Annotated in this window: 17 protein-coding genes; 11 read left to right on the top strand and 6 right to left on the bottom strand. The window is 72.3% G+C overall.

Translation table 11 applies throughout. The features are described 5' to 3' along the window. Positions 1–23 precede the first annotated feature (23 nt). Positions 24–686: a TetR/AcrR family transcriptional regulator gene (locus ACZ6QO_RS21010; RefSeq protein ID WP_465852975.1), complete on the top strand. Its 663-nt coding sequence runs from the start codon at positions 24–26 to the stop codon at positions 684–686. 338 nt (positions 687–1024) lie between these two features. On the opposite strand, the gene ACZ6QO_RS21005 is transcribed toward ACZ6QO_RS21010, so the two are convergent. The 3 genes from ACZ6QO_RS21005 to ACZ6QO_RS20995 form a co-directional block, all read right to left on the bottom strand. Continuing rightward, positions 1025–1603, bottom strand: a complete 579-nt coding sequence (locus tag ACZ6QO_RS21005; RefSeq protein WP_465852974.1) for a hypothetical protein — start codon at positions 1601–1603, stop codon at positions 1025–1027. 156 nt (positions 1604–1759) lie between these two features. Then, the gene (locus ACZ6QO_RS21000) at positions 1760–2746 is read right to left on the bottom strand and encodes a glucosyl-3-phosphoglycerate synthase (protein ID WP_465852973.1); all 987 of its coding nucleotides are present in this window, start codon (positions 2744–2746) and stop codon (positions 1760–1762) included. A 152-nt stretch (positions 2747–2898) separates the two neighbouring features. Further along, positions 2899–4368 carry a helix-turn-helix domain-containing protein gene (locus ACZ6QO_RS20995; protein WP_465852971.1) on the bottom strand — a complete coding sequence of 490 codons (1470 nt, stop codon included), beginning with the start codon at positions 4366–4368 and terminating at the stop codon, positions 2899–2901. A gap of 252 nt (positions 4369–4620) precedes the next feature. On the opposite strand from ACZ6QO_RS20995, the gene aceA reads away from it, so the two are divergent. From aceA to ACZ6QO_RS20975, 4 genes are all read left to right on the top strand, one after another. Then, entirely contained in the window at positions 4621–5907 is a 1287-nt protein-coding gene (aceA, locus tag ACZ6QO_RS20990) for an isocitrate lyase (protein WP_465852969.1), read from the top strand. A 227-nt stretch (positions 5908–6134) separates the two neighbouring features. Beyond that, positions 6135–6542: a VOC family protein gene (locus ACZ6QO_RS20985; protein ID WP_465852967.1), complete on the top strand. Its 408-nt coding sequence runs from the start codon at positions 6135–6137 to the stop codon at positions 6540–6542. A 526-nt stretch (positions 6543–7068) separates the two neighbouring features. Then, on the top strand, positions 7069–8397 hold the full coding sequence (locus ACZ6QO_RS20980) for a hypothetical protein (protein ID WP_465852966.1): 1329 nt from the start codon (positions 7069–7071) through the stop codon (positions 8395–8397). Next, a complete protein-coding gene (locus ACZ6QO_RS20975; RefSeq protein WP_465852964.1) occupies positions 8394–9839 on the top strand; it encodes an outer membrane protein assembly factor BamB family protein in 1446 nt (481 codons plus the stop codon). Before ACZ6QO_RS20980 ends, ACZ6QO_RS20975 begins: the two co-directional genes overlap by 4 nt. Positions 9840–9899: 60 nt before the next feature. Here ACZ6QO_RS20975 and ACZ6QO_RS20970 read toward each other — a convergent pair whose 3' ends face one another. Beyond that, a complete protein-coding gene (locus ACZ6QO_RS20970) occupies positions 9900–11510 on the bottom strand; it encodes a serine/threonine protein kinase (protein WP_465852963.1) in 1611 nt (536 codons plus the stop codon). Between the two features lie 261 nt (positions 11511–11771). Continuing rightward, positions 11772–12764: an alpha/beta hydrolase gene (locus tag ACZ6QO_RS20965; RefSeq protein WP_465852962.1), complete on the bottom strand. Its 993-nt coding sequence runs from the start codon at positions 12762–12764 to the stop codon at positions 11772–11774. Between the two features lie 364 nt (positions 12765–13128). Here ACZ6QO_RS20965 and ACZ6QO_RS20960 point away from each other — a divergent pair, with 364 nt between their 5' ends. From ACZ6QO_RS20960 to ACZ6QO_RS20950, 3 genes are read left to right on the top strand one after another with little or no spacing between them, the layout of a single operon-like run. Beyond that, positions 13129–13800, top strand: coding sequence for an ABC transporter permease (locus ACZ6QO_RS20960; protein WP_465852961.1), 672 nt, complete (start codon positions 13129–13131; stop codon positions 13798–13800). Between the two features lie 15 nt (positions 13801–13815). Next, positions 13816–14604 carry an ABC transporter permease gene (locus ACZ6QO_RS20955; RefSeq protein ID WP_465853339.1) on the top strand — a complete coding sequence of 263 codons (789 nt, stop codon included), beginning with the start codon at positions 13816–13818 and terminating at the stop codon, positions 14602–14604. A gap of 5 nt (positions 14605–14609) precedes the next feature. Continuing rightward, positions 14610–15386 (top strand): ABC transporter ATP-binding protein, encoded by a 777-nt coding sequence (locus tag ACZ6QO_RS20950; protein ID WP_465852959.1) that lies wholly within the window; start codon positions 14610–14612, stop codon positions 15384–15386. A 34-nt stretch (positions 15387–15420) separates the two neighbouring features. Here ACZ6QO_RS20950 and ACZ6QO_RS20945 read toward each other — a convergent pair whose 3' ends face one another. Beyond that, the gene (locus ACZ6QO_RS20945; protein ID WP_465852957.1) at positions 15421–15912 is read right to left on the bottom strand and encodes a hypothetical protein; all 492 of its coding nucleotides are present in this window, start codon (positions 15910–15912) and stop codon (positions 15421–15423) included. 185 nt (positions 15913–16097) lie between these two features. On the opposite strand from ACZ6QO_RS20945, the gene ACZ6QO_RS20940 reads away from it, so the two are divergent. The 3 genes from ACZ6QO_RS20940 to ACZ6QO_RS20930 all read left to right on the top strand — a co-directional run bounded on the left by ACZ6QO_RS20940 (position 16098) and on the right by ACZ6QO_RS20930 (position 17879). Further along, positions 16098–16673, top strand: a complete 576-nt coding sequence (locus ACZ6QO_RS20940) for an MFS transporter (RefSeq protein WP_465852955.1) — start codon at positions 16098–16100, stop codon at positions 16671–16673. Positions 16674–16795: 122 nt separating this feature from the next. Next, a complete protein-coding gene (locus ACZ6QO_RS20935) occupies positions 16796–17080 on the top strand; it encodes a hypothetical protein (protein ID WP_465852954.1) in 285 nt (94 codons plus the stop codon). Positions 17081–17123: 43 nt separating this feature from the next. Beyond that, positions 17124–17879 carry a YcnI family copper-binding membrane protein gene (locus ACZ6QO_RS20930; RefSeq protein ID WP_465852952.1) on the top strand — a complete coding sequence of 252 codons (756 nt, stop codon included), beginning with the start codon at positions 17124–17126 and terminating at the stop codon, positions 17877–17879. Positions 17880–17920 lie beyond the last annotated feature (41 nt).

The raw sequence follows: 17920 nt of genomic DNA, 5'->3' as shown, positions 1-17920 counted from the left end.
GGCGCTCACTACGATGTGGCGTGATGTCTCCGAGAAAAGCGGCCGTGCTGCGTGACGGCGGCGGCGAGCAGAGCCTGCGCGAACACCTGATCGCCACCGCCGAACGCCTGATCGCCGAGAGCGGCACCGCAGGCCTGACCGTGCGCGCCATCGCGCGGGAGGCGCGGGTCGCCGACGGCGTGCTGTACAACCACTTCGCCGACAAGGAGGAGCTTCTGGCGCTCGCGCTGCACGCGCACGTCCACGCCGTCGAGCAGGCGCTCGGCCGGCCGCCGCACACGGCCGGGGAGGGCACGGTCGCGGCCAACCTGCGCGCCTACATCGCGCACAGCCTGGCGCTGCACATCGCGATCATGCCGGCCTTCGCCGGTCTGATCCACCAGCCGCGGGTCCTGGCGAAGTTCGAGGAGCTGTCCAATCCGGTGGCCGGCGGCCGCGGCCTGCGCGCCGATCTGGCCGAATATCTGCGTGCCGAGCAGCGGATCGGCCGCCTGTCGCCCGAGGCCGCCGCCGAGGCCGCCGCCACGATGATCATCGGCGCCTGTCACGACCTGGTCCTGCCCCGCCTGTTCACCGGCTCGCCGATGACGCCGCAGGAGGTGTCCGAGGATTTCGTCGACGCCATGGTGACCACCGTCCTGAACGGCATCGCCCCGGCCACCGCCCACGCGAGCGAACCGAGCTGACCGGGTCGCTTACTCGCCCGTCGGCCCTCGCCGAGCCGGGTCGCCGAGCGGCGTTCGCCGGACCGGGTTCGCTGGGCGGCATGCACGGGGTGGCGTTCGGGGGCTGGGTTCGCTGGGCGGCATTCGCGGGATGGCATTCGCGGGGCCGGGTCGCCGAGCCGCCTTCGCCGGACCGAATATCCGGGCCGCGTTCGCCGGACCGGGTTCGCCGGACCGGGTTCGCTGGGTGAAGTGCCGATCAGAGGGTGGGAGCGCTGGACGAGGGGCCGGGGCGCGCAAGACTCCGGCCCGTCCGCACCGGGGGCGCGGACGGGCCGGGTTGCCGGGCCGGGAGTCGGCTACTTGAGGATGGGGTGCCGCTTGACCAGGGTGGTGGCGCTCCACCACTTGCCCAGGCCGAGGGTGTCGCCGGCGGTGGCCAGGGCCAGGCCGATCAGGACGATCGCGTAGATGATGTGGTCGTCCACGAAGGGGTTGTTGGCCAGGGGGAGCTCGGCGGCCCACATGAGGACCAGCAGCAGGGTGCCGGTGGCGGCGGCGACGCGAATTCCGATGCCCAGGATCAGTGCGGTGCCGATGCCGGCCAAGCCGATCATGAACAGCCAGTCGACCCACGCCTGTCCGGCCAGGCCGGTGAAGACGCCGCCGAGCGCGGCCTCCTTGGTGCCCTTGAGGAACCCGGTGGTGGGGCTGCCGCCGTTGATCCACGCCTTGGCGGCCGGGGTGGCGAACCCCAGGCCGAAGAGCTTGTCGACGAACGCCCACAGGAACGTCCAGCCGAGCGCCAGACGGGCCACCGCCCAGACGTAGTTCACCGGGTGCCTCCCTTGGTCCACCTGTCCGGCGTCGCGAACCGGGACAGAGTTGACGAGATCGTGGGTGCGGACGACGTCGCGCCGCCCTTCGGTGATGGCCATGGCCGCTTCCTCTCGGAGGTGTTCTTCAATTTCCTTCGCGGCTTAAGTACATCTTTTCTGGCGTTCGTCCAGGAGTGTTGTACGTCCCTGCCTGATGGCACGGATGTCCCGACAGAATGGGACCTTCGTCCCTCGCCCTGGAGCGGCGGACGGCGGCTACGGGCGCGCGGCCCGGCATTCGAGCAGGTCGGGCAGGCGGGAGGCCGCGTACTCCGGGACGTCGGCCATCGGGGGGCGTTCGGGGACGGCGACGTCCCGGTCGACGGGCAGGTGGCCGCCTTCGCCACGGCGGAACTGCGTCAGCCCGGTGGCGGCGTCCTGCAACGGGATGATCTTGCGCTGGCGTTCCAGGCGGGCCCAGGCGGTGTGCATGATCTGCCCGGCCATGACGCCCAGCGCCTCGGTGGACTGGTGGGAGTGCACCCGCCTGCCCAGGTCCACCTGGGCGAGCGCGTCCAGGCCCGCGTATTCGAGCAGGTCGATCAGCAGGCCGAGCTCGACTCCGTACCCGGTGGCGAACGGCACCCGTTCGAGGACCTCGCGCCGCCCGGCGTACTCTCCCGCGAGCGGCTGGACGAACCCGGCGAGCAGCGGCCAGTGCAGGTTCAGCATGGGCCGCGCGACCAGTTCGGTGACGCGCCCGCCGCCGCTCCGGGCCTCGCGCAACGGCCGGTCGTAGCAGCCCTTGACGTACATCACCGAGGGGTCGGCGAGCAGCGGGCCGAGCAGGCCGGTGACGAAACCGGCGCCGAACTCGCGCAGGTCGGCGTCGACGAACACCAGCAGGTCGCCGGAGGTGACGGCCAGGGACTTCCACAGCACGTCGCCCTTGCCGTCCATCGGGGTGAGGTCGGGCAGGATCTCGTCCTGGGCGAAGACCTCGGCGCCCGCCTCCACGGCGCGGGCGGCGGTGTCGTCGGTGGAGCGGGAGTCGATGACGACGATCTCGTCGACCAGCGGGACGCCTTCCACCAGGTCGCGCCGGATCGCCGAGACGATCTCGCCGACGGTCTCGGCCTCGTTCCGCGCCGGGAGCACGACGCTGACGCTCGTGCCGCCCTTCGCCGCGAGCAGCCCCTCGACCGGCCAGTCGCCCGATGCCGTCGTGCGGTCGCGCAGCCACGTCTCCACCTCAGGCAGCACGCACGATCCCCCCGTCGCCTCCCATCACCTGACGTCTCACTCTATGCGGATCGATTTCCGCCCGTGCCGCCCACCGGTGACCGAGGTCGGCGGGCGTTCCCGCTTCGGCGCCCGACGCCCGGCGACGCGGCGCCGGGGTCTTCTCCGGCCGCTCACACCACGGCGTGGCGTTCGAGGAAGGAGTAGACGTCGGCCTCGTCCACGCCCGGGAACGAGCCGGGAGGCAGGGCCGCAAGCACGTGGGAGTTGGCCCGCGCCGAAGGCCAGGCGTAGCCCTCCCAGCGCTGGGTCAGCTCGGCCGGCGGGCGGCGGCAGCAGTCTCCGGTCGGGCAGTTGGACTTGGTCCTGTTGGTGGTCTCCCTGCCGCGGAACCAGCGGGACTCGCGGTACGGCACCCCGAGCGTGATGGCGAAGTCGCGCTCGCGTGAGGGGTCGACGTGCGCGATGCAGAAATAGGTGCCGGTCGGCGAGTCGGAGTACTGGTGGTACACCGAGAAGCGGTCGGGCGAGAGGAAGACCTGGCGCCCGGACCACCGCAGGCACAGGCGCTGCCCCTCGATGGCGCCCTGCTCGTCGGCGGGGAAGACGACGCCGTCGTTCTCGTAGGCCTTGTAGATGATGCCGCCCGCGTCGTTGCGGACGAAATGGCACACGAGGTCCAGGTGGTGGGTGGCGAGGTTGGTGAAGCGGTGCGCGGCCATCTCGTAGGAGACGGCGAACACGTCGCGCAGGTCCTCCACCGACAGCGCCCGGTCGCGCTTGGCCTCCTGCAGGTAGGGCACCGCGGCGGCCTCGGGCACCAGGACGGCGGCGGCGAAGTAGTTGGCCTCGGTGCGCTGGCGCAGGAAGTCGGCGAAGTCGCGGGGCTTGTGGTGGCCGAGCGCGAGGTGGCCGAGGGTCTGCAGCAGGATCGTGCGGGGGGTGTGCATGCCGAGCTGCTCGTGCTGGACGTAGATGCGCCGGTTGCGCAGGTCGGTGATCGACCGCACCGAGCGGGGCAGGTCCTGCGCGGTGCGCACGGTGAAGCCGAAGTGGGTCACCAGGGCCTGCACCGTGCCCTGTGACAGCGCGCCGGTGCGGTAGCCGACGGCGGCCAGCGCCTCGGCCGCTGCGGTCTCGATCTCGGCGAAGTAGTTGCCCTGCTCGCGCTGCTTGCGCCGCAGCTCGGCGTTGGCCGCCCTGGCCTCCTCGGGCGTGGCGGTGCCCTTGGCCTCGCGCGACCGCAGCTCCTCGTACAGCCCGATGATGTGCTCCAGCACGTCGCTCGGCACCCGGGCCGAGACCTTCAGGCGGGGCAGGCCGATCGAGGCGTAGATGGGGTCGCGCTGCGCCTCCTCGAGGGCTATCTCCAGCTGGGCGCGGCGGCTCGGCGCCTGGCGGCGCAGCAGTTCCTCGACCGGGACGCCGAGCGCGGCGGCGAGCGACTTCAGCAGGGACAGTTTGGGCTCGCGCTTGCCGTTCTCCAGCAGGGAGAGCTGGCTCGGGGCGCGGCCGACGCGCTCGCCGAGCTCCGACAGGGTGAGGCCGCGCTGTTTGCGCAGGTGCTTCAGCCGCTGGCCGAACGCGAGAAGGTCGAGCTCCTGTGTCAAAGACAGCGGTTCTTCACCCACCAAAGACGCCATGGCACGATCCTAAGCGAAAATTCCGCCGTTCTTCCAGCCGGCCAGGGGTACCCGCCGGGGCCTTCGCCGTGCGCGGCCCACATGGATTGGTCTAGTCCATAATGAAAACTTTGCGTTTCTTGCCACCAGAATACCGATGAGTATTCGCGATAAACGAAAAGTCTGGCCTTTTTCACTCGACCTCCCTTGTCCCTGCCGCGCCGACCATCGCAGACTCGAAGCAAGCCCCCAGAGGACGCCGAAGGAGCCAAAATGGAAGATCGCCTCAAGGGAGCTGCAGATGAGCTGCGGCGAGAGTGGGAGAGCGACCCGCGCTGGAAGGACGTCGAGCGGACCTACACGGCCGAGGACGTCGTCCGCCTGCGCGGCAGCGTGCGAGAGGAGCACACTCTCGCACGGCTCGGCGCCGAACGGCTGTGGTCCCTGCTGCACACCGAGGAGTACGTGCACGCGCTGGGCGCCCTGACGGGCAACCAGGCGGTGCAGCAGGTCAAGGCGGGGCTGCGGGCCATCTACCTGTCAGGCTGGCAGGTCGCGGCGGACGCCAACCTCGGCGGTCAGACCTACCCCGACCAGAGTCTCTACCCGGCCAACTCGGTGCCGGCCGTGGTGCGCCGCGTCAACAACGCGCTGCTGCGCGCCGACCAGATCTCCTGGTCGGAGCAAGACGCCGGGGCCCCGCACTGGATGGCGCCCATCGTGGCGGACGCCGAAGCCGGCTTCGGCGGCGTCCTCAACGCGTTCGAGCTGATGAAGGGCATGATCGCCGCGGGCGCGGCGGGCGTGCACTGGGAGGACCAGCTCGCCTCGGAGAAGAAGTGCGGCCACCTCGGCGGCAAGGTGCTGATCCCGACCGGCCAGCACATCAAGACCCTCAACGCGGCCCGCCTCGCGGCGGACGTCTGCGACGTGCCGACCCTGATCATCGCGCGGACCGACGCCCAGGCCGCGACGCTCCTGACCAGTGACGTCGACGCCCGGGACCAGGCCTTCACCACCGGCGAGCGCACGCCCGAGGGCTTCTACCGCGTGCGCAACGGCGTGGACGCCTGCGTCGCCCGCGGCCTGGCCTACGCGCCGTACTCCGACCTGCTGTGGATGGAGACCTCCACACCCGACCTGAACGTGGCGCGGCGCTTCGCCGAGGCGATCAAGGCCCGCTTCCCCGACCAGATGCTCGCCTACAACTGCTCGCCGTCGTTCAACTGGAAGCAGCACCTGGACGACTCGACCATCGCCAAGTTCCAGCGCGAGCTCGGCCACATGGGGTACCGCTTCCAGTTCATCACCCTGGCCGGGTTCCACTCGCTGAACTACTCGATGTTCCACCTCGCGCGCGGCTACGCCGAGGAGGGCATGACCGCCTACGTCGAGCTGCAGGAGGCCGAGTTCGCCGCCGAGCGGCAGGGCTACACCGCCACCCGCCACCAGCGGGAGGTCGGCACCGGCTACTTCGACCAGGTCAGCACCGCCGTCGCGCCCGACTCCTCGACGGTGGCGCTCAAGGGCTCGACCGAGGCCGAGCAGTTCGCCCACTGACCCGTGAACCCGCGGGTTCGTCCGGTGAAGATCCGCTCTGGGCAGCGGCCCCCTCCGGACGGGCCCGCGTTCCACATCCCTGGACCGGCGGGACGGCGAGGCGGGCGCACGCGGCACAGGGCCAGCGGCGAAGCGCCAGGTGGGCGGCCCTGCCGGCCCCTGGTTCCCGGATTTTGTCGTCCCGCTCTGCAACGATGGGCCACTTCGTCACGACCAAGGAGCGAACTGTGACCTCTCGTCTCAACCCTTACATCAGCTTCGCCGGCGACGCGCGGCAGGCCATGGAGTTCTACAAGGACGTCTTCGGCGGAACGCTGACGCTCAACACCTTCGGCGAAGTCGCCGCCCAGCACGGCGGCGACGCCGACCAGATCATGCACGCCATGCTCGAGACCGGCAACGGGTTCACGCTCATGGCCTCCGACACCCCGCCCGGCATGGCGTACAACCCCGGGGACAACATCTCGGTGAGCCTGAGCGGGGACGACGCCGACGAACTGCGCGGCTACTGGGAGAAGCTCAGCTCCGGCGGCACCGTGACCGTTCCCCTGGAGAAGCAGATGTGGGGCGACGAGTTCGGCGCGTGCGTCGACCGGTTCGGCATCTCCTGGATGGTCAACATCACGCAGGCGTGACGCCGCAAGGGTGAGGCCGTTCCCGCGGCCTCACCCCACCCTCGCGGTGTGGGTCCCCGGTTCCCGGCATTCCTCCCTATTCGGCTGATCATGCTGGTAGGTTTTGGTCGTTCATGTAGCGACAAGTCATGTTGCGCTGCCAGGGGTGGGGGCACCGCCGGCACGAACGGACGGGGTGCACTGCGGCTGGCCAGCCGATCCGCGTACGCGAGGATGCCGCCTGCCCATGTCCCAGCCGCCGATCGGTCATCCGGCCGACTCCTTCCCCCCGCGGACCGCTCCAGGACACTCCCCGTCTCACCGTCCCGCGGGGCCGGGCCCGGTGCTCCCGTCACCGTACGAGTCTCCGGCCACAGGTTCGTGGCACCCGTCCCAGCCCGCCGGTCCGCTGTATCAGGAGCGGCCGGTCCCGCCGGCGGGATGGCCGGCGCCGCCTCCCCCCGGCGGCATGCCGCAGCCACCGCCGCGACCGCCCCGGACCGGCGGCCGGAGGCGACCGGGCTCGCACCGAGGGCTGAAGATCGCGGTGTTCTCGGTCTGGGCGCTCGCCGTGGCGTCGGTCACCGCGGTGATCGTCGTGGGGGTGGGCAGGCTCGGCGGCTCCGGCCCGACCGCGCTCCCGACGGCGGGCGGCGCCGAGGACAGCGTGACGATCACCGGGGAGGAGATCGCCGCCCTGCTGGAGGGGCACGGCGAGGCGCTCACCGCCCGGGACGAGAAGGCGTTCACCGCCCCCTTCGCCGGAGCCGCCAAGGCCGGTCAGCGGACACTGTTCAGGAACCTGCTCAAGATCCCGTTCCAGACGACGTCGTTCCAGGTGATCAAGTCGGGCGGGCGGGCGTCCGACACCTTCGGCCGCGGCGCCACGGTCAACGTCGACGTCGCGTTCGTCCACCAGATCAAGGGCGTGGACGTGCGGCCGGTCGCCGAGTGGTACCGCTGGACGGTCGAGAAGAAGCCGAAGGGCCGGCCGACGGTGACCAAGGTGTCGGGCTCCCCCAACGCCTACGGCGAGAGCAAGTACGTGTTCTACCCGGGCCCCTGGGACGTGTACTCCGACATGCACGTGGAGAGGCGCCCGCACGTCCTGATCACCACGCACGCCCGGAACGCGGCCATCGCCCGGCGCACCGCGGACGTCTTCGAGCGGGCGGCGGTCGACGACCTGAACGCCTGGCGGCGGTTCGGCCCGCGCGACGGCGTGACGCTGCCCGGGTTCCTGATCGCCCTGGAGCCCGACCGCAAGGTGTACAACACCCTGTTCCGCGTGGCGCTGAAGAACGATCCGAACGAGGCGGGCTTCGCGCTGGCCATGTACACCTTCACCGAGGACCTGGACGACAGCCTGCCGATCGGCGGGGCGCGCATCGCCATCGACACCACCGCCTCCAGGGCCGGTCTGCCCGGCGGGCTGCCCTTCGCGCGGGAGGTCGGCCGCCACGAGATCGCCCACGCGATGGTGGACCCCTTGCAGAAGCCCAGGTCCGGCCTCAGTTCACGGCCCGCCACCTGGGTGGTGGAGGGCTTCGCCGACTACATGGCCACCCGGGGCCTGCCGCGGCCGCAGCAGGACGCGCTCGACGCCGTGCGCGGCAGGCCCTTCGACGGGCGGCTGCCGCTGGACTTCTCGTTCTACTCCGACGACGGCCGCGCCAGGGCGGGGAACTACGCCCTCGGCACGCTGGCGATGCACTTCATGGCCGGCAAGTGGGGCGACAAGGCGGTCATGTCGTTCGTCGCCGCGCACTACGGCGATCCCGGCGGCCTGCGCGAGCAGATCGAGCAGGTCACCGGGCTCGGCTTCGACGCGTTCGAACGCCAGTGGGCCGCGTACGTGCGGAGCCGGATCCGATGAGCACTCCGCCGCCCCCCGACAGCACCTGGCCGCCGGCCGCCCCGCCCCCCGGGCCCGGCGCCACCCCGTTCCCCGGGGCCGCCCCACCCCCCGGCGCCGTGCCGTTCACCGCGGCCGCGCCGTTCCCCGGCGTCGCGCCGCCGCCCGGGTACCTCCCGCCGCCCGGCACGATGCCGCCGCCTCCGCCGCCGACCGGCGGGTCCGCGGCGGGACTGTGGGTGGCCCTCGTGCTGGGCATCGTGGTGTTCCTCGCCTCCGCCGGCATGCTCGCGGTCATGGTGTCCGCCGGCGCGGCCCCCGAGGGCAGGCCGCTGTGGAGCGTCCCAGGGGCGGGCAAGGCGGGCGTGCGGATCACCGAGATCCCCGGCACGTGGTTCGTCGGGGACACGCTGGTCCACGCGCAGGCCGACGGCGTCGTCGCCTACGACCGGGCGACCGGCAAGCGGCGGTGGGGCCTGCCGCTGCCCGGCGACGACACCACCCTGTGCGCCGCCTCGTCCGGCGCGGGCGGCGACATCGCGGTCATCGGCTACGGCCCGACCGGGCGCTGCGACATCGTGGCCGCCCTGGACGTCAGGACGGGCAAGCGGCTGTGGGCGAGCGACGTGCCGGTCGCGGCCGGCGAACAGAAGAGAATCTCCGAGCTGGACCCGCCGCGGCTCGCCCGCACCGGCGGCACGGTCGTGGCCACGCTGAGGGAGAATTCCACCGCCTTCCGCGTCCGCGACGGCAAGAAGCTGTGGAGCACCCCGCCGCTCAGCGACGACGACTGCTTCCAGATCGGGTACACCGGCGGCCCGGCGCTGCTGCGCGTCGTGAAGTGCGGGGGCCTGTCCGCCCGGCGGGAGGTCCGCCGCATCGACCCGGCCGCCGGGAGGGTCCTGTGGCGGTACCTGCCGCGCAAGGGCGAGGTGGAGGAGGTGATCTCCACTTCGCCGCCGATCGTCCTGGTCAAGGACGGCGAGCGGGAGGAGATCCACGTCCTGGACGATCGCGGCCGACTGTCCGCGGCGCTGTCGGCGAAGGACGGCGGCGAGTACGGCTACCAGTACGGCAAGACCGACACCGGCAACCCGCCGTGGGAGGTGGCCGCCGCCGGCGGCGTGCTGTACCTGCGCGCCTCGGAAAAGGGCATCACGGCCTTCGACCTGGCGTCGGGCAAGGCCCTGTGGACCAAGGACTCCGGCTTCGGCGAGGCCACCGTCGTACGCGCGGACGACAACGGCCTGGTCGCCTTCGTGCGCGGCCGGCACGGGGTGGCGCCGCGGCTGCTGCGCTTCGCGCGCGCGACCGGGGAGGTCACCGTGGTCAAGAAGTACTCGGAGGCGGTCTTCGAGGGCAGCACCGTCTCGGCTTTGATCTACGAACGGGACGGCCGGGTGTTCATCGTGAGCAACCAGGCGACCAGCGCCGGCAAGCAGGAGATCATCGCGCTGAGCTGACCTCCTCCCTCCGCCGGCGGCGCACCGCTGGACGGCGGGCCGGCGCGCCCGCGTGCCGGGTCAGATCGAGGGCGTCGGCACGCTCACGGTGGGGGTGGGCTGCGGCGGCGTCGGATCGCCGGGCTCGCCGTCCCCCCACTCGGGGATCTGGCTGATGCTGACCGACGGCTTGGGCGTCTTGGTGGGCTTGGGAGACCGGGTGGGACTCTGCCCTCCGCTGGGACGGGTGGTGGGCTCGCACGGCTTCTCCTTGCCGCGCCTGTTCCGGCACGTCGGAGTGTCGTCCGGCGCCGGTGGCGGCGGCGTGGTGCGCCTGGACGACGGCGGGGGAACGGGCGTGCGCCAGGTGACCTCGGGCGACCCCTCCGGGGGCCGCGTCGGGCCCGCCGAGGGCGTGCCCCGCAGGCTCGGCGTGGTGGTGAACGCCGGCGGGCGGCCGGGCGCGGTCGCCGGCGATCCGTACTCGGTGCCGCGCACCACGGGCGCCGAGGTGGCCGGCACCTCGACCGGGAGGCGGGACCCCTGGATCGGCACCGCCACGGGGAGCCGGCCGGGGCGGTTCGCGCTCTCGTCGACGTGGGTGGCGCCGGTGCTCGCCGCCACGACGGTCACCGCGGCGATCGAGACCGTGGCCAGCGCGGCGAAACCGGCGTGCGAGGCGTGCCCGCGCCGCGCCGCCGCCCGCCGCGCGGCTCGCGCGCCCGTGGTGGTGGCGCCGTCCCGCCCGTCGTCGTTGTCCTCTGCCATCCCGGCGATCTTGAGGTGCCGCGCGCCGATGGGATACGGGACCGGCGCCCATATCTCCTCCAGCACGGCGGCCACGGCCTCGCGCCGGTCCCAGGAGCGGTCCACTCCCCCGGCGTCCAGCAGCCAGCCGAGCAACGCCGCGGCCTGCGGCCGGTCGCCGGGCTCCTTGGCCAGCGCGGCCGAGACCGGGTCCCACAGCAGCTTGGGCACCGAGGACAGCCGCGGCCGCTCCACCAGGATGCGCCGGGTGAGCACGTCGGCCTCGCCGGTGCCGAACGGGTGATGGCCGGTGGCGGCGTAGGCGACCAGGCAGCCCCAGGCGAAGACGTCGGAGGCGGGGATGGCCGGGCCGCCGGTGAGACGTTCGGGGGCCACCCAGCCGGGACTGCCCATGACGAGCCCCGCCTGCGTGTGCGCGACCGCGGCGTCGACGTCCCGGGAGATGCCGAAGTCGATGATCCGGGGCCCCTTGGGGGAGAGCAGCACGTTGCCGGGCTTGAGGTCGCGGTGGACGAAGCCCGCCTCGTGGATCGCCACCAGCGCCGCCGCGGCCCCGAGCGCGACGCCGTAGGCCAGGTCGGGGGTGAGCGGTCCCCGCACGGCGACCACCTGGGACAGCGACGGGCCGGGGATGTACTCGGTGACCAGGTAGGGGCGGTCGCGGTCGGCGCCGTCCTCCTCCACGGCCGCGGTGCAGAACGGCACCACCCGGCGGGAGAAGGCGACCTCCTCGGCGAATCGCGCGCGCAGCGTGGGATCGCCGAGATGGACCGAATGCGGGGTCTTGAGCGCGACCAGGCCGCCCTCGGGCCGTTCGGCGAGGTACACCACGCCCATGCCGCCCGCGCCGAGACGGCCGAGCAGCAGGTAGCGCCCGATGATGACCGGGTCGCCCACCGTCAGCGGCCGAACGCCTGGAGGCATCCCGCTGGGGACGCCTGCTCCGCCACGTGCCATCCGGGGATGACCTCCCTTCGAGGTACGGCACAGGCCACTGTGTCTCCCCGTGCGGACATCTGGCGTGAACTAGTTGAAAGCGGCATGAGAGGTAAGGTGACTGATCCCTGGAGGTAAGGAAGAGCAGTGCCGCCTGTGACGACTGTGGCGCCAGTGAGCGGCGAGCCCCTGCTCCCACGCCTTTCCTGACGGCCCGTCGGATCCGGCCGTCGCCCCCGCCCGGCCGGTTCAGGCCGCGGTGGCCGAGCCGGACTCCTCCGGCGTGCCGGAGGTGGCGGCGACGGCGCCGAGGAAGCGCTCGATGTGCCGGAAGACGATGCGCGCCTCGGGCACGACGTCCGCCAGCATCGCGAACACGTGCGGCATGCGGCGCCACTCCTCGTAGGTCACCTTCACCCCGGCGCGGCGGGCCTGGAGGGCGACGCGGCGGCCCTCATCGCGCAGCACCTCGGTGGAGCCCGTGACGATCATCATCGGCGGCAGGCCGGTGTAGTCGCCGTACACCGGGGAGACCAGCGGGTCCTCGCAGTCGAGGCCGGCGGTCCAGCGGCGCGCGAGCCAGTCGACCCGCCCGGCCGACAGCATCGGATCGGCCCAGCGGTTGGCCCTGCGCCGCATGTCCGACAGGTCGGCCCACGGCGACAGGCAGACCGCCGCGGCCGGCAGCGGCATGCCCCGGTCACGCAACGCCAGCAACGTGGCCAGGGTGAGGTGCCCGCCGGCGGAGTCCCCGGCGACGATGATGTCACGCGCGGCGAAGCCGCGGTCGAGCAGGCTCTGGTAGGCCGCGAGGGCGTCGGCCAGCGACTCCTTCAGCGAGTGGACCGGTCCCTGGCGGTAGTCGAGGGCGAAGACCGGCCGCCGGGCGGCCTCGGACAGGCGCCAGGTGATCGGACGGTGCGTCGCCGGGGAGCAGAAGAAGTAGGCGCCGCCGTGAAAGTAGAGCAGCACCTTGCTCTCGTCCAGATCGTCACCGGACCGCACCCATTCGGAGCCGCACGGCCTGCCGTCGGCCTTCTCGATGGCCACATGGCCGGGCACCGGCAGCGGCAGGCGCTCGCTGAGCGACACGACGCGCGAGACGCACTCGATGCTCAGCGCGTGCCTGAGCAGCAGCGCCGACAGCGGCTTGGTGGTTCCCCGCATCAGACCGTTGAAAACGCTCGCCCGCCAGCTGACGGGATACCCGGGATGGATGTCAACGTCGATCTCCCGTGACATCGCCACCTCCACACGTCACCACCAGGCCGAACGCCGTTCTATGACGACGCCTATACCCTGGTTTACATGACGTTTACACGGTACGTCGAGGGGTAGCCCGAACATTTGACCTGGTAGGGGGCGGTAAGGGCATCGGCGGAAGACTCCATCGCACCGGGAACGGCCCGGGGCGGGCGGCGGAAAATCCGGTGATCCGCACGGCCGCGGCTGGCTACAATGCGAGTCCCGCCGTCACCGGAGGTGCGCCACCTTCCCGCTCTATTGGACGATCTTCAGATACGGCTTCCGCCGTCACTCCGCCTACGGAGCCGCTGCGCTGGCCGGAGCCTTCACCAACACGGTCTTCGGCATCCTCCGCGCCTACGTGCTGATCGCCCTCTGGCAGGCCCGGCCGGGCCTGGCGGGCTACGACGTCACCGACGCGGTCACCTTCTGCTTCCTCACCCAGGCCTTCATCGGCCCCATGGAGGTGTTCGGCGGCGGCCTCCAGCTCGGGCAGCGGGTGCGCACCGGCGACGTCGCGATCGACCTCGTGCGCCCCGCGTCGCTCCAGCTGTGGACCCTCGCCGACGACCTCGGCCGGGCCGCGTTCCTGTTCATCGTCCGCAGCGTCCCGCCCACGTTCGTCGGCGCGGCGCTGTTCGGCATCCGCTTCCCCGGCCACGCCGCGACCTGGGCGGCGTTCGCGGTCTCGATGATCCTCGGCATCGTCGTCAGCTTCGGCCTGCGCTACCTGGTGGCGCTGTCGGCCTGCTGGATCGTCGACGACCGGGGCGTCCAGTCACTGTCGCTGGTCATGACGATGTTCTTCAGCGGCATGATCCTTCCCCTGGTGCTGTTCCCCGGCTGGCTCGGCACGCTGTCGCAGGCGCTCCCGTGGGCGGCCATGGTGCAGGTGCCGGCCGACGTCTTCCTCGGCAAGCGCGACCCGCTCGGCGCGCTCGCCTTCCAGGCCGCCTGGGTCGCGGCGCTCCTCGCGCTCGGCGCAGCGGCCACCCGCACCGCCCGCCGCAAAGTCGTCATCCAGGGCGGGTGAGGCGGCGTGCTGGAGATGGCGAGGACGTACGTGCTGCTCGTGGCCACCTGGATCCGCGCCGCGGCCCAGTATCCGCTGTCGACGACGCTGCTCACCGTGGGCTCGTTCCTCATCACCGGCCTCGACATGGCGGCGATCGCGCTCATCTTCACCCACACCGGCTCGCTCGGCGGCTTCACCCTGCCCGAGGTGATGTTCCTGTACGGCGCCTCGGGCGTGTCCTTCGCGCTCGCCGACATGCTGTTCGGCAATGTGGACAAGCTGAGCCAGCACGTCAAGGCCGGGACGTTCGACGCGATGCTGATCCGGCCGGCCAGCCCCTTCGTGCAGATGGCGGTCGACCGGTTCACCTTTCAGCGCGTCGGCCGCACCGCGCAGGCGGCCACCGTGCTCGGCATCGCGCTCGCCCAGCTCCACGTGCCGTGGCAGCGCGCCTGGATGATCCCGCTCATGGTGCTGTGCGGCCTGGTGATCTTCACCGCCATCTGGACCCTCGGCGGCGCGATCCAGTTCCTGCTGACCGACGCCCCGGAGATCGCCAACGCCTTCACCTACGGCGGCGGCACGCTCACCCAGTACCCGCTCACCGTCTACGGAGGCGACCTGGTGCGCGCGGTCACCTTCATCGTCCCGCTGGCCTTCGTCAACTGGCAGCCCGGGCTCTTCGTGCTCGGCCGCGCCGACCCGTTCGGCCTGCCGTACTGGCTGCGCTTCCTCGGCCCGGCCGCCGCCCTCACACTGGCCTGCGTGGCCGGCCTGGCCTGGCGGGCCGGGCTCCGCCGCTACCGTTCCACGGGGAGCTGACCGCATTGATCACACTCGACGGCGTCGGGCGTTCCTTCACCGTCCGGCGCAGGCGCGGGCTGCTGCGCGGGGAGACGCGCGTGGTGCACGCCGTGCGCGAGCTGTCGTTCGAGGTGGCCGCCGGCGAGTTCGTCGGCTACCTCGGCCCGAACGGCGCGGGCAAGTCCACCACGATCAAGATGCTGACCGGCATCCTGGCGCCGACCAGCGGGCACATCGAGGTCGCCGGCCTGGACCCGTCGCGCCGGCGCACGGCGCTGGCCCGGCGCATCGGCGTGGTCTTCGGGCAGCGGACCACCCTGTGGTGGGATCTGCCGCTCAGGGACAGCTTCACCCTGATCCGCCACCTTTACAAAGTAGATCGTGTGCGGTTCCACCAGCGGCTGGACGAGCTGTGCGAGGTGCTCGACCTCGGCGCGTTCCTCGACAAGCCCGTCCGCCAGCTCAGCCTCGGCCAGCGCGTGCGGGGCGACATCGCCGCGGCGCTGCTGCACGACCCGGCCGTCCTGGTGCTGGACGAGCCCACCATCGGGCTGGACGTGGTGAGCAAGGCGGCGGTCCGCGGCTTCCTGCGCGATCTCAACGCCGAGCGCGGGACCACCGTGCTGCTGACCACCCACGATCTCGGGGACATCGAACGGCTGTGCCGCCGGGTCATGCTGATCGACCACGGCAGCCTCGCCTTCGACGGCACCGTGGAGGAACTGCGGGCGACCGCCCCCGGCGAGTCCTCCATCGAGGACGTCGTCACCCGGCTCTACACTCGCCACCTCACCCTGTGACGCCCCCTGCACGCGACCTCAGCCGGCCGGGCGATCAGTAGTAGCCGCCCGCGGGCTGCGGGCTCTCCTCCTCGTAGCCGTCGTCCAGGTCGCGCTGCCGGCCGGCCCAGCGGGAGGGCATCAGCACGGGGATGAACAGCGCGATGCCCAGCATCGCGAAGACGCCCTTGCCGAGCAGGTCCTGCATGCCCTTGCCCGCCTGCACGATCATCGGGTTCATCGAGGGGGCGGTCGGCGCCAGGTCCAGCGCGCGGTGCACGTCGAGGGTGTAGATCACCGTCCACGCCAGCAGCGCCATGGAGGGCACGAACGTCGCGAGCGGCGAGACCCTGCCCGCCACGACGAGGCCGAGCACGAGCCCGGTCACCAGCATCGCGCCCAGCCCGACGAGCGCCGTGGTGTCGCGGACCGGGTCGACCGCGCCGGTCGCCATGCCCCGGGCCGCGTCCTGGGAGGCCCAGCCGGCGCCGGCCAGCAGGACCGCGGTCACGACGACGCCGAGCAACAGTCCCAGGAAGTGCCGCATGGCCACCACCTCGCCCCTCACAGAACCAGCGAACGCGGGCAACAGTAGCGACAAAAGGCTCCAAACGGCAGACATCAAACGCACACGGCAATAAAGCCTGGAGCAGGGGATGCCCCGAAGACGACCCCGATCTCCGGCGGGGCAGGGGACAACCGGGCCGCGCGCATGGCACCATGTGGGGCGTCATGCGTGCCCGTCTCCCCCTTCGCCTGGCGCGGTCGGCCGCCTTCACGGTCGTCTGCGTGGGCCTCGCCGTGCTCGGCCACCGGGCCGCCGGCGGGTCGGGCCCGGGTTCGTGGGCGGTCGTGGCGGGGTGCGCCGGCGTGATGCTCGCCTCCGCCCTGCTCGCGGGCCACGAGCGCTCGCCGCGCACGGTCATCGGGCTGCTCATCGCCGCCCAGGCCGTCCTGCACGAGACGTTCGGCGCCACTGGCGGCGCGGGCTCCCCCTTGAGCCTGCACGTGCCGCACGGCCAGGGGCTCGGCGCGAGCCTCGGCATGGTCGTCGCCCACCTCACCGCCACGCTGATCACCGGCTGGTGGCTGGCCCAGGGCGAGTCGGCCCTGTGGTCGGTGCTGCGCAGAGCGGGCACGCGCGCCGTGCGCCTGCTCTCGCGCCTGCTCACCCTGCTCGGCGCGGCCCCCGCCCACCTCCCGCGGCCGTCCGGCCGCGCTCCCCTGCGCATCGCGCCCTCCCGGGCCCGGCAGGCTCTCCGCCACACGGTCAGCAGGCGCGGTCCTCCGCTTCCCATCACCCGCTGACCCCTCGCGGGCACTCCCCACCGGACGCCCCCCGGCCATCGCCGTCAGGCCTGCGCGCCCTCGGAGCGACCTTGTCCCCCCGAGCCGCGCCGCACGCCGGACCGGCCTCGATCGTCGGGCCTGTGCAAGTTCCGGACGGACCTGGTCGCCGAATCCCGCGCGAGCGGGCCGGCCTGGTCGCCGGCTACGCGCCAGGGCCCCTGCCCGACCTGGTCGCCGGGCCCACGCCGGACCGGCCCCGTCACCGGGTCCGGGCGGCATGCCTGGACCGGCCTGACCCCCGGCCGGTGCGCCGCTTCCGGGCCGGCCTCGCCGCCGGGCCGATCATGTGGACGGCGGGGCCGTCCACGCACGGTTTCACGCACGGTTCCGCGTCCGGGACGGCTCCGCCGTCGACGGCGGCGTGACCCGCGCGCTCTGGCATTTCCTTCGATGAAGTGGAGTTCTCGAATGTCGTTCAACACCGTCGCGCGCCGCGGCGCCGTCGTCATGACCGGCGCCCTCGCGCTCGTCGCCGCCCTCGCCCTGCCCGCTCTCGCCCATGTCACCATCAATCCGGGCACCGCGGAGAAGGGCGGTTTCTCCAAGGTCGCCTTCCGCGTTCCCAACGAGCGGGACAAGGCCTCCACCACCAAGCTGGTGGTCGAGCTTCCCGTCGACCATCCGCTGCCGTTCGTGTCGGTGCGCCCGGTGCCCGGCTGGAAGGTCGAGGTCACCGAGAGCAGGCTTCCCAAGCCGGTCCCCTCCAAGTACGGCGACATCACCGAGGCGGTCACCAAGATCACCTGGAGTGGGGGGAAGATCGGCCCGCACCAGTTCCAGGAGTTCGAGGTGTCCATGGGCATCCTGCCCGAGGACACCGACCAGCTGCTGTTCCCCACCACCCAGACCTACTCCAACGGCGAGGTCGTGAAGTGGGCCGACGAGCCGAAGGCCGACGGCTCGGAGGCCGAGCACCCCGTCCCGGCGCTCAAGCTGGTCGCCGCCGGCGCGAAGGAGGACGGTCATGCGGCGACGGCGAGCCCGGCGGCCTCCGCCTCCACCGCGCCGGCCGTGGTGGTGAAGCCCGCCGGCGCGAGCGGGCAGGGCGACGCGGGCTCCGACGGGACCGCCCGGCTGCTGGGCGGCGCCGGCGTCGTCGCCGGCGTCGCGGGGCTGGTCACCGGCGTCATCGGCCTGCGCCGCGCCCGCCGTTCCGAGGACTGACGCGCCACCGTGGGCCGGCGCGGCCGCCGGCCCCGGAGCCG

The organism is Sphaerisporangium sp. NPDC049457, from assembly GCF_055586705.1.
Note: the sequence above shows the minus strand (reverse complement) of the source record. Positions and strands in the feature narration are given on the sequence as shown.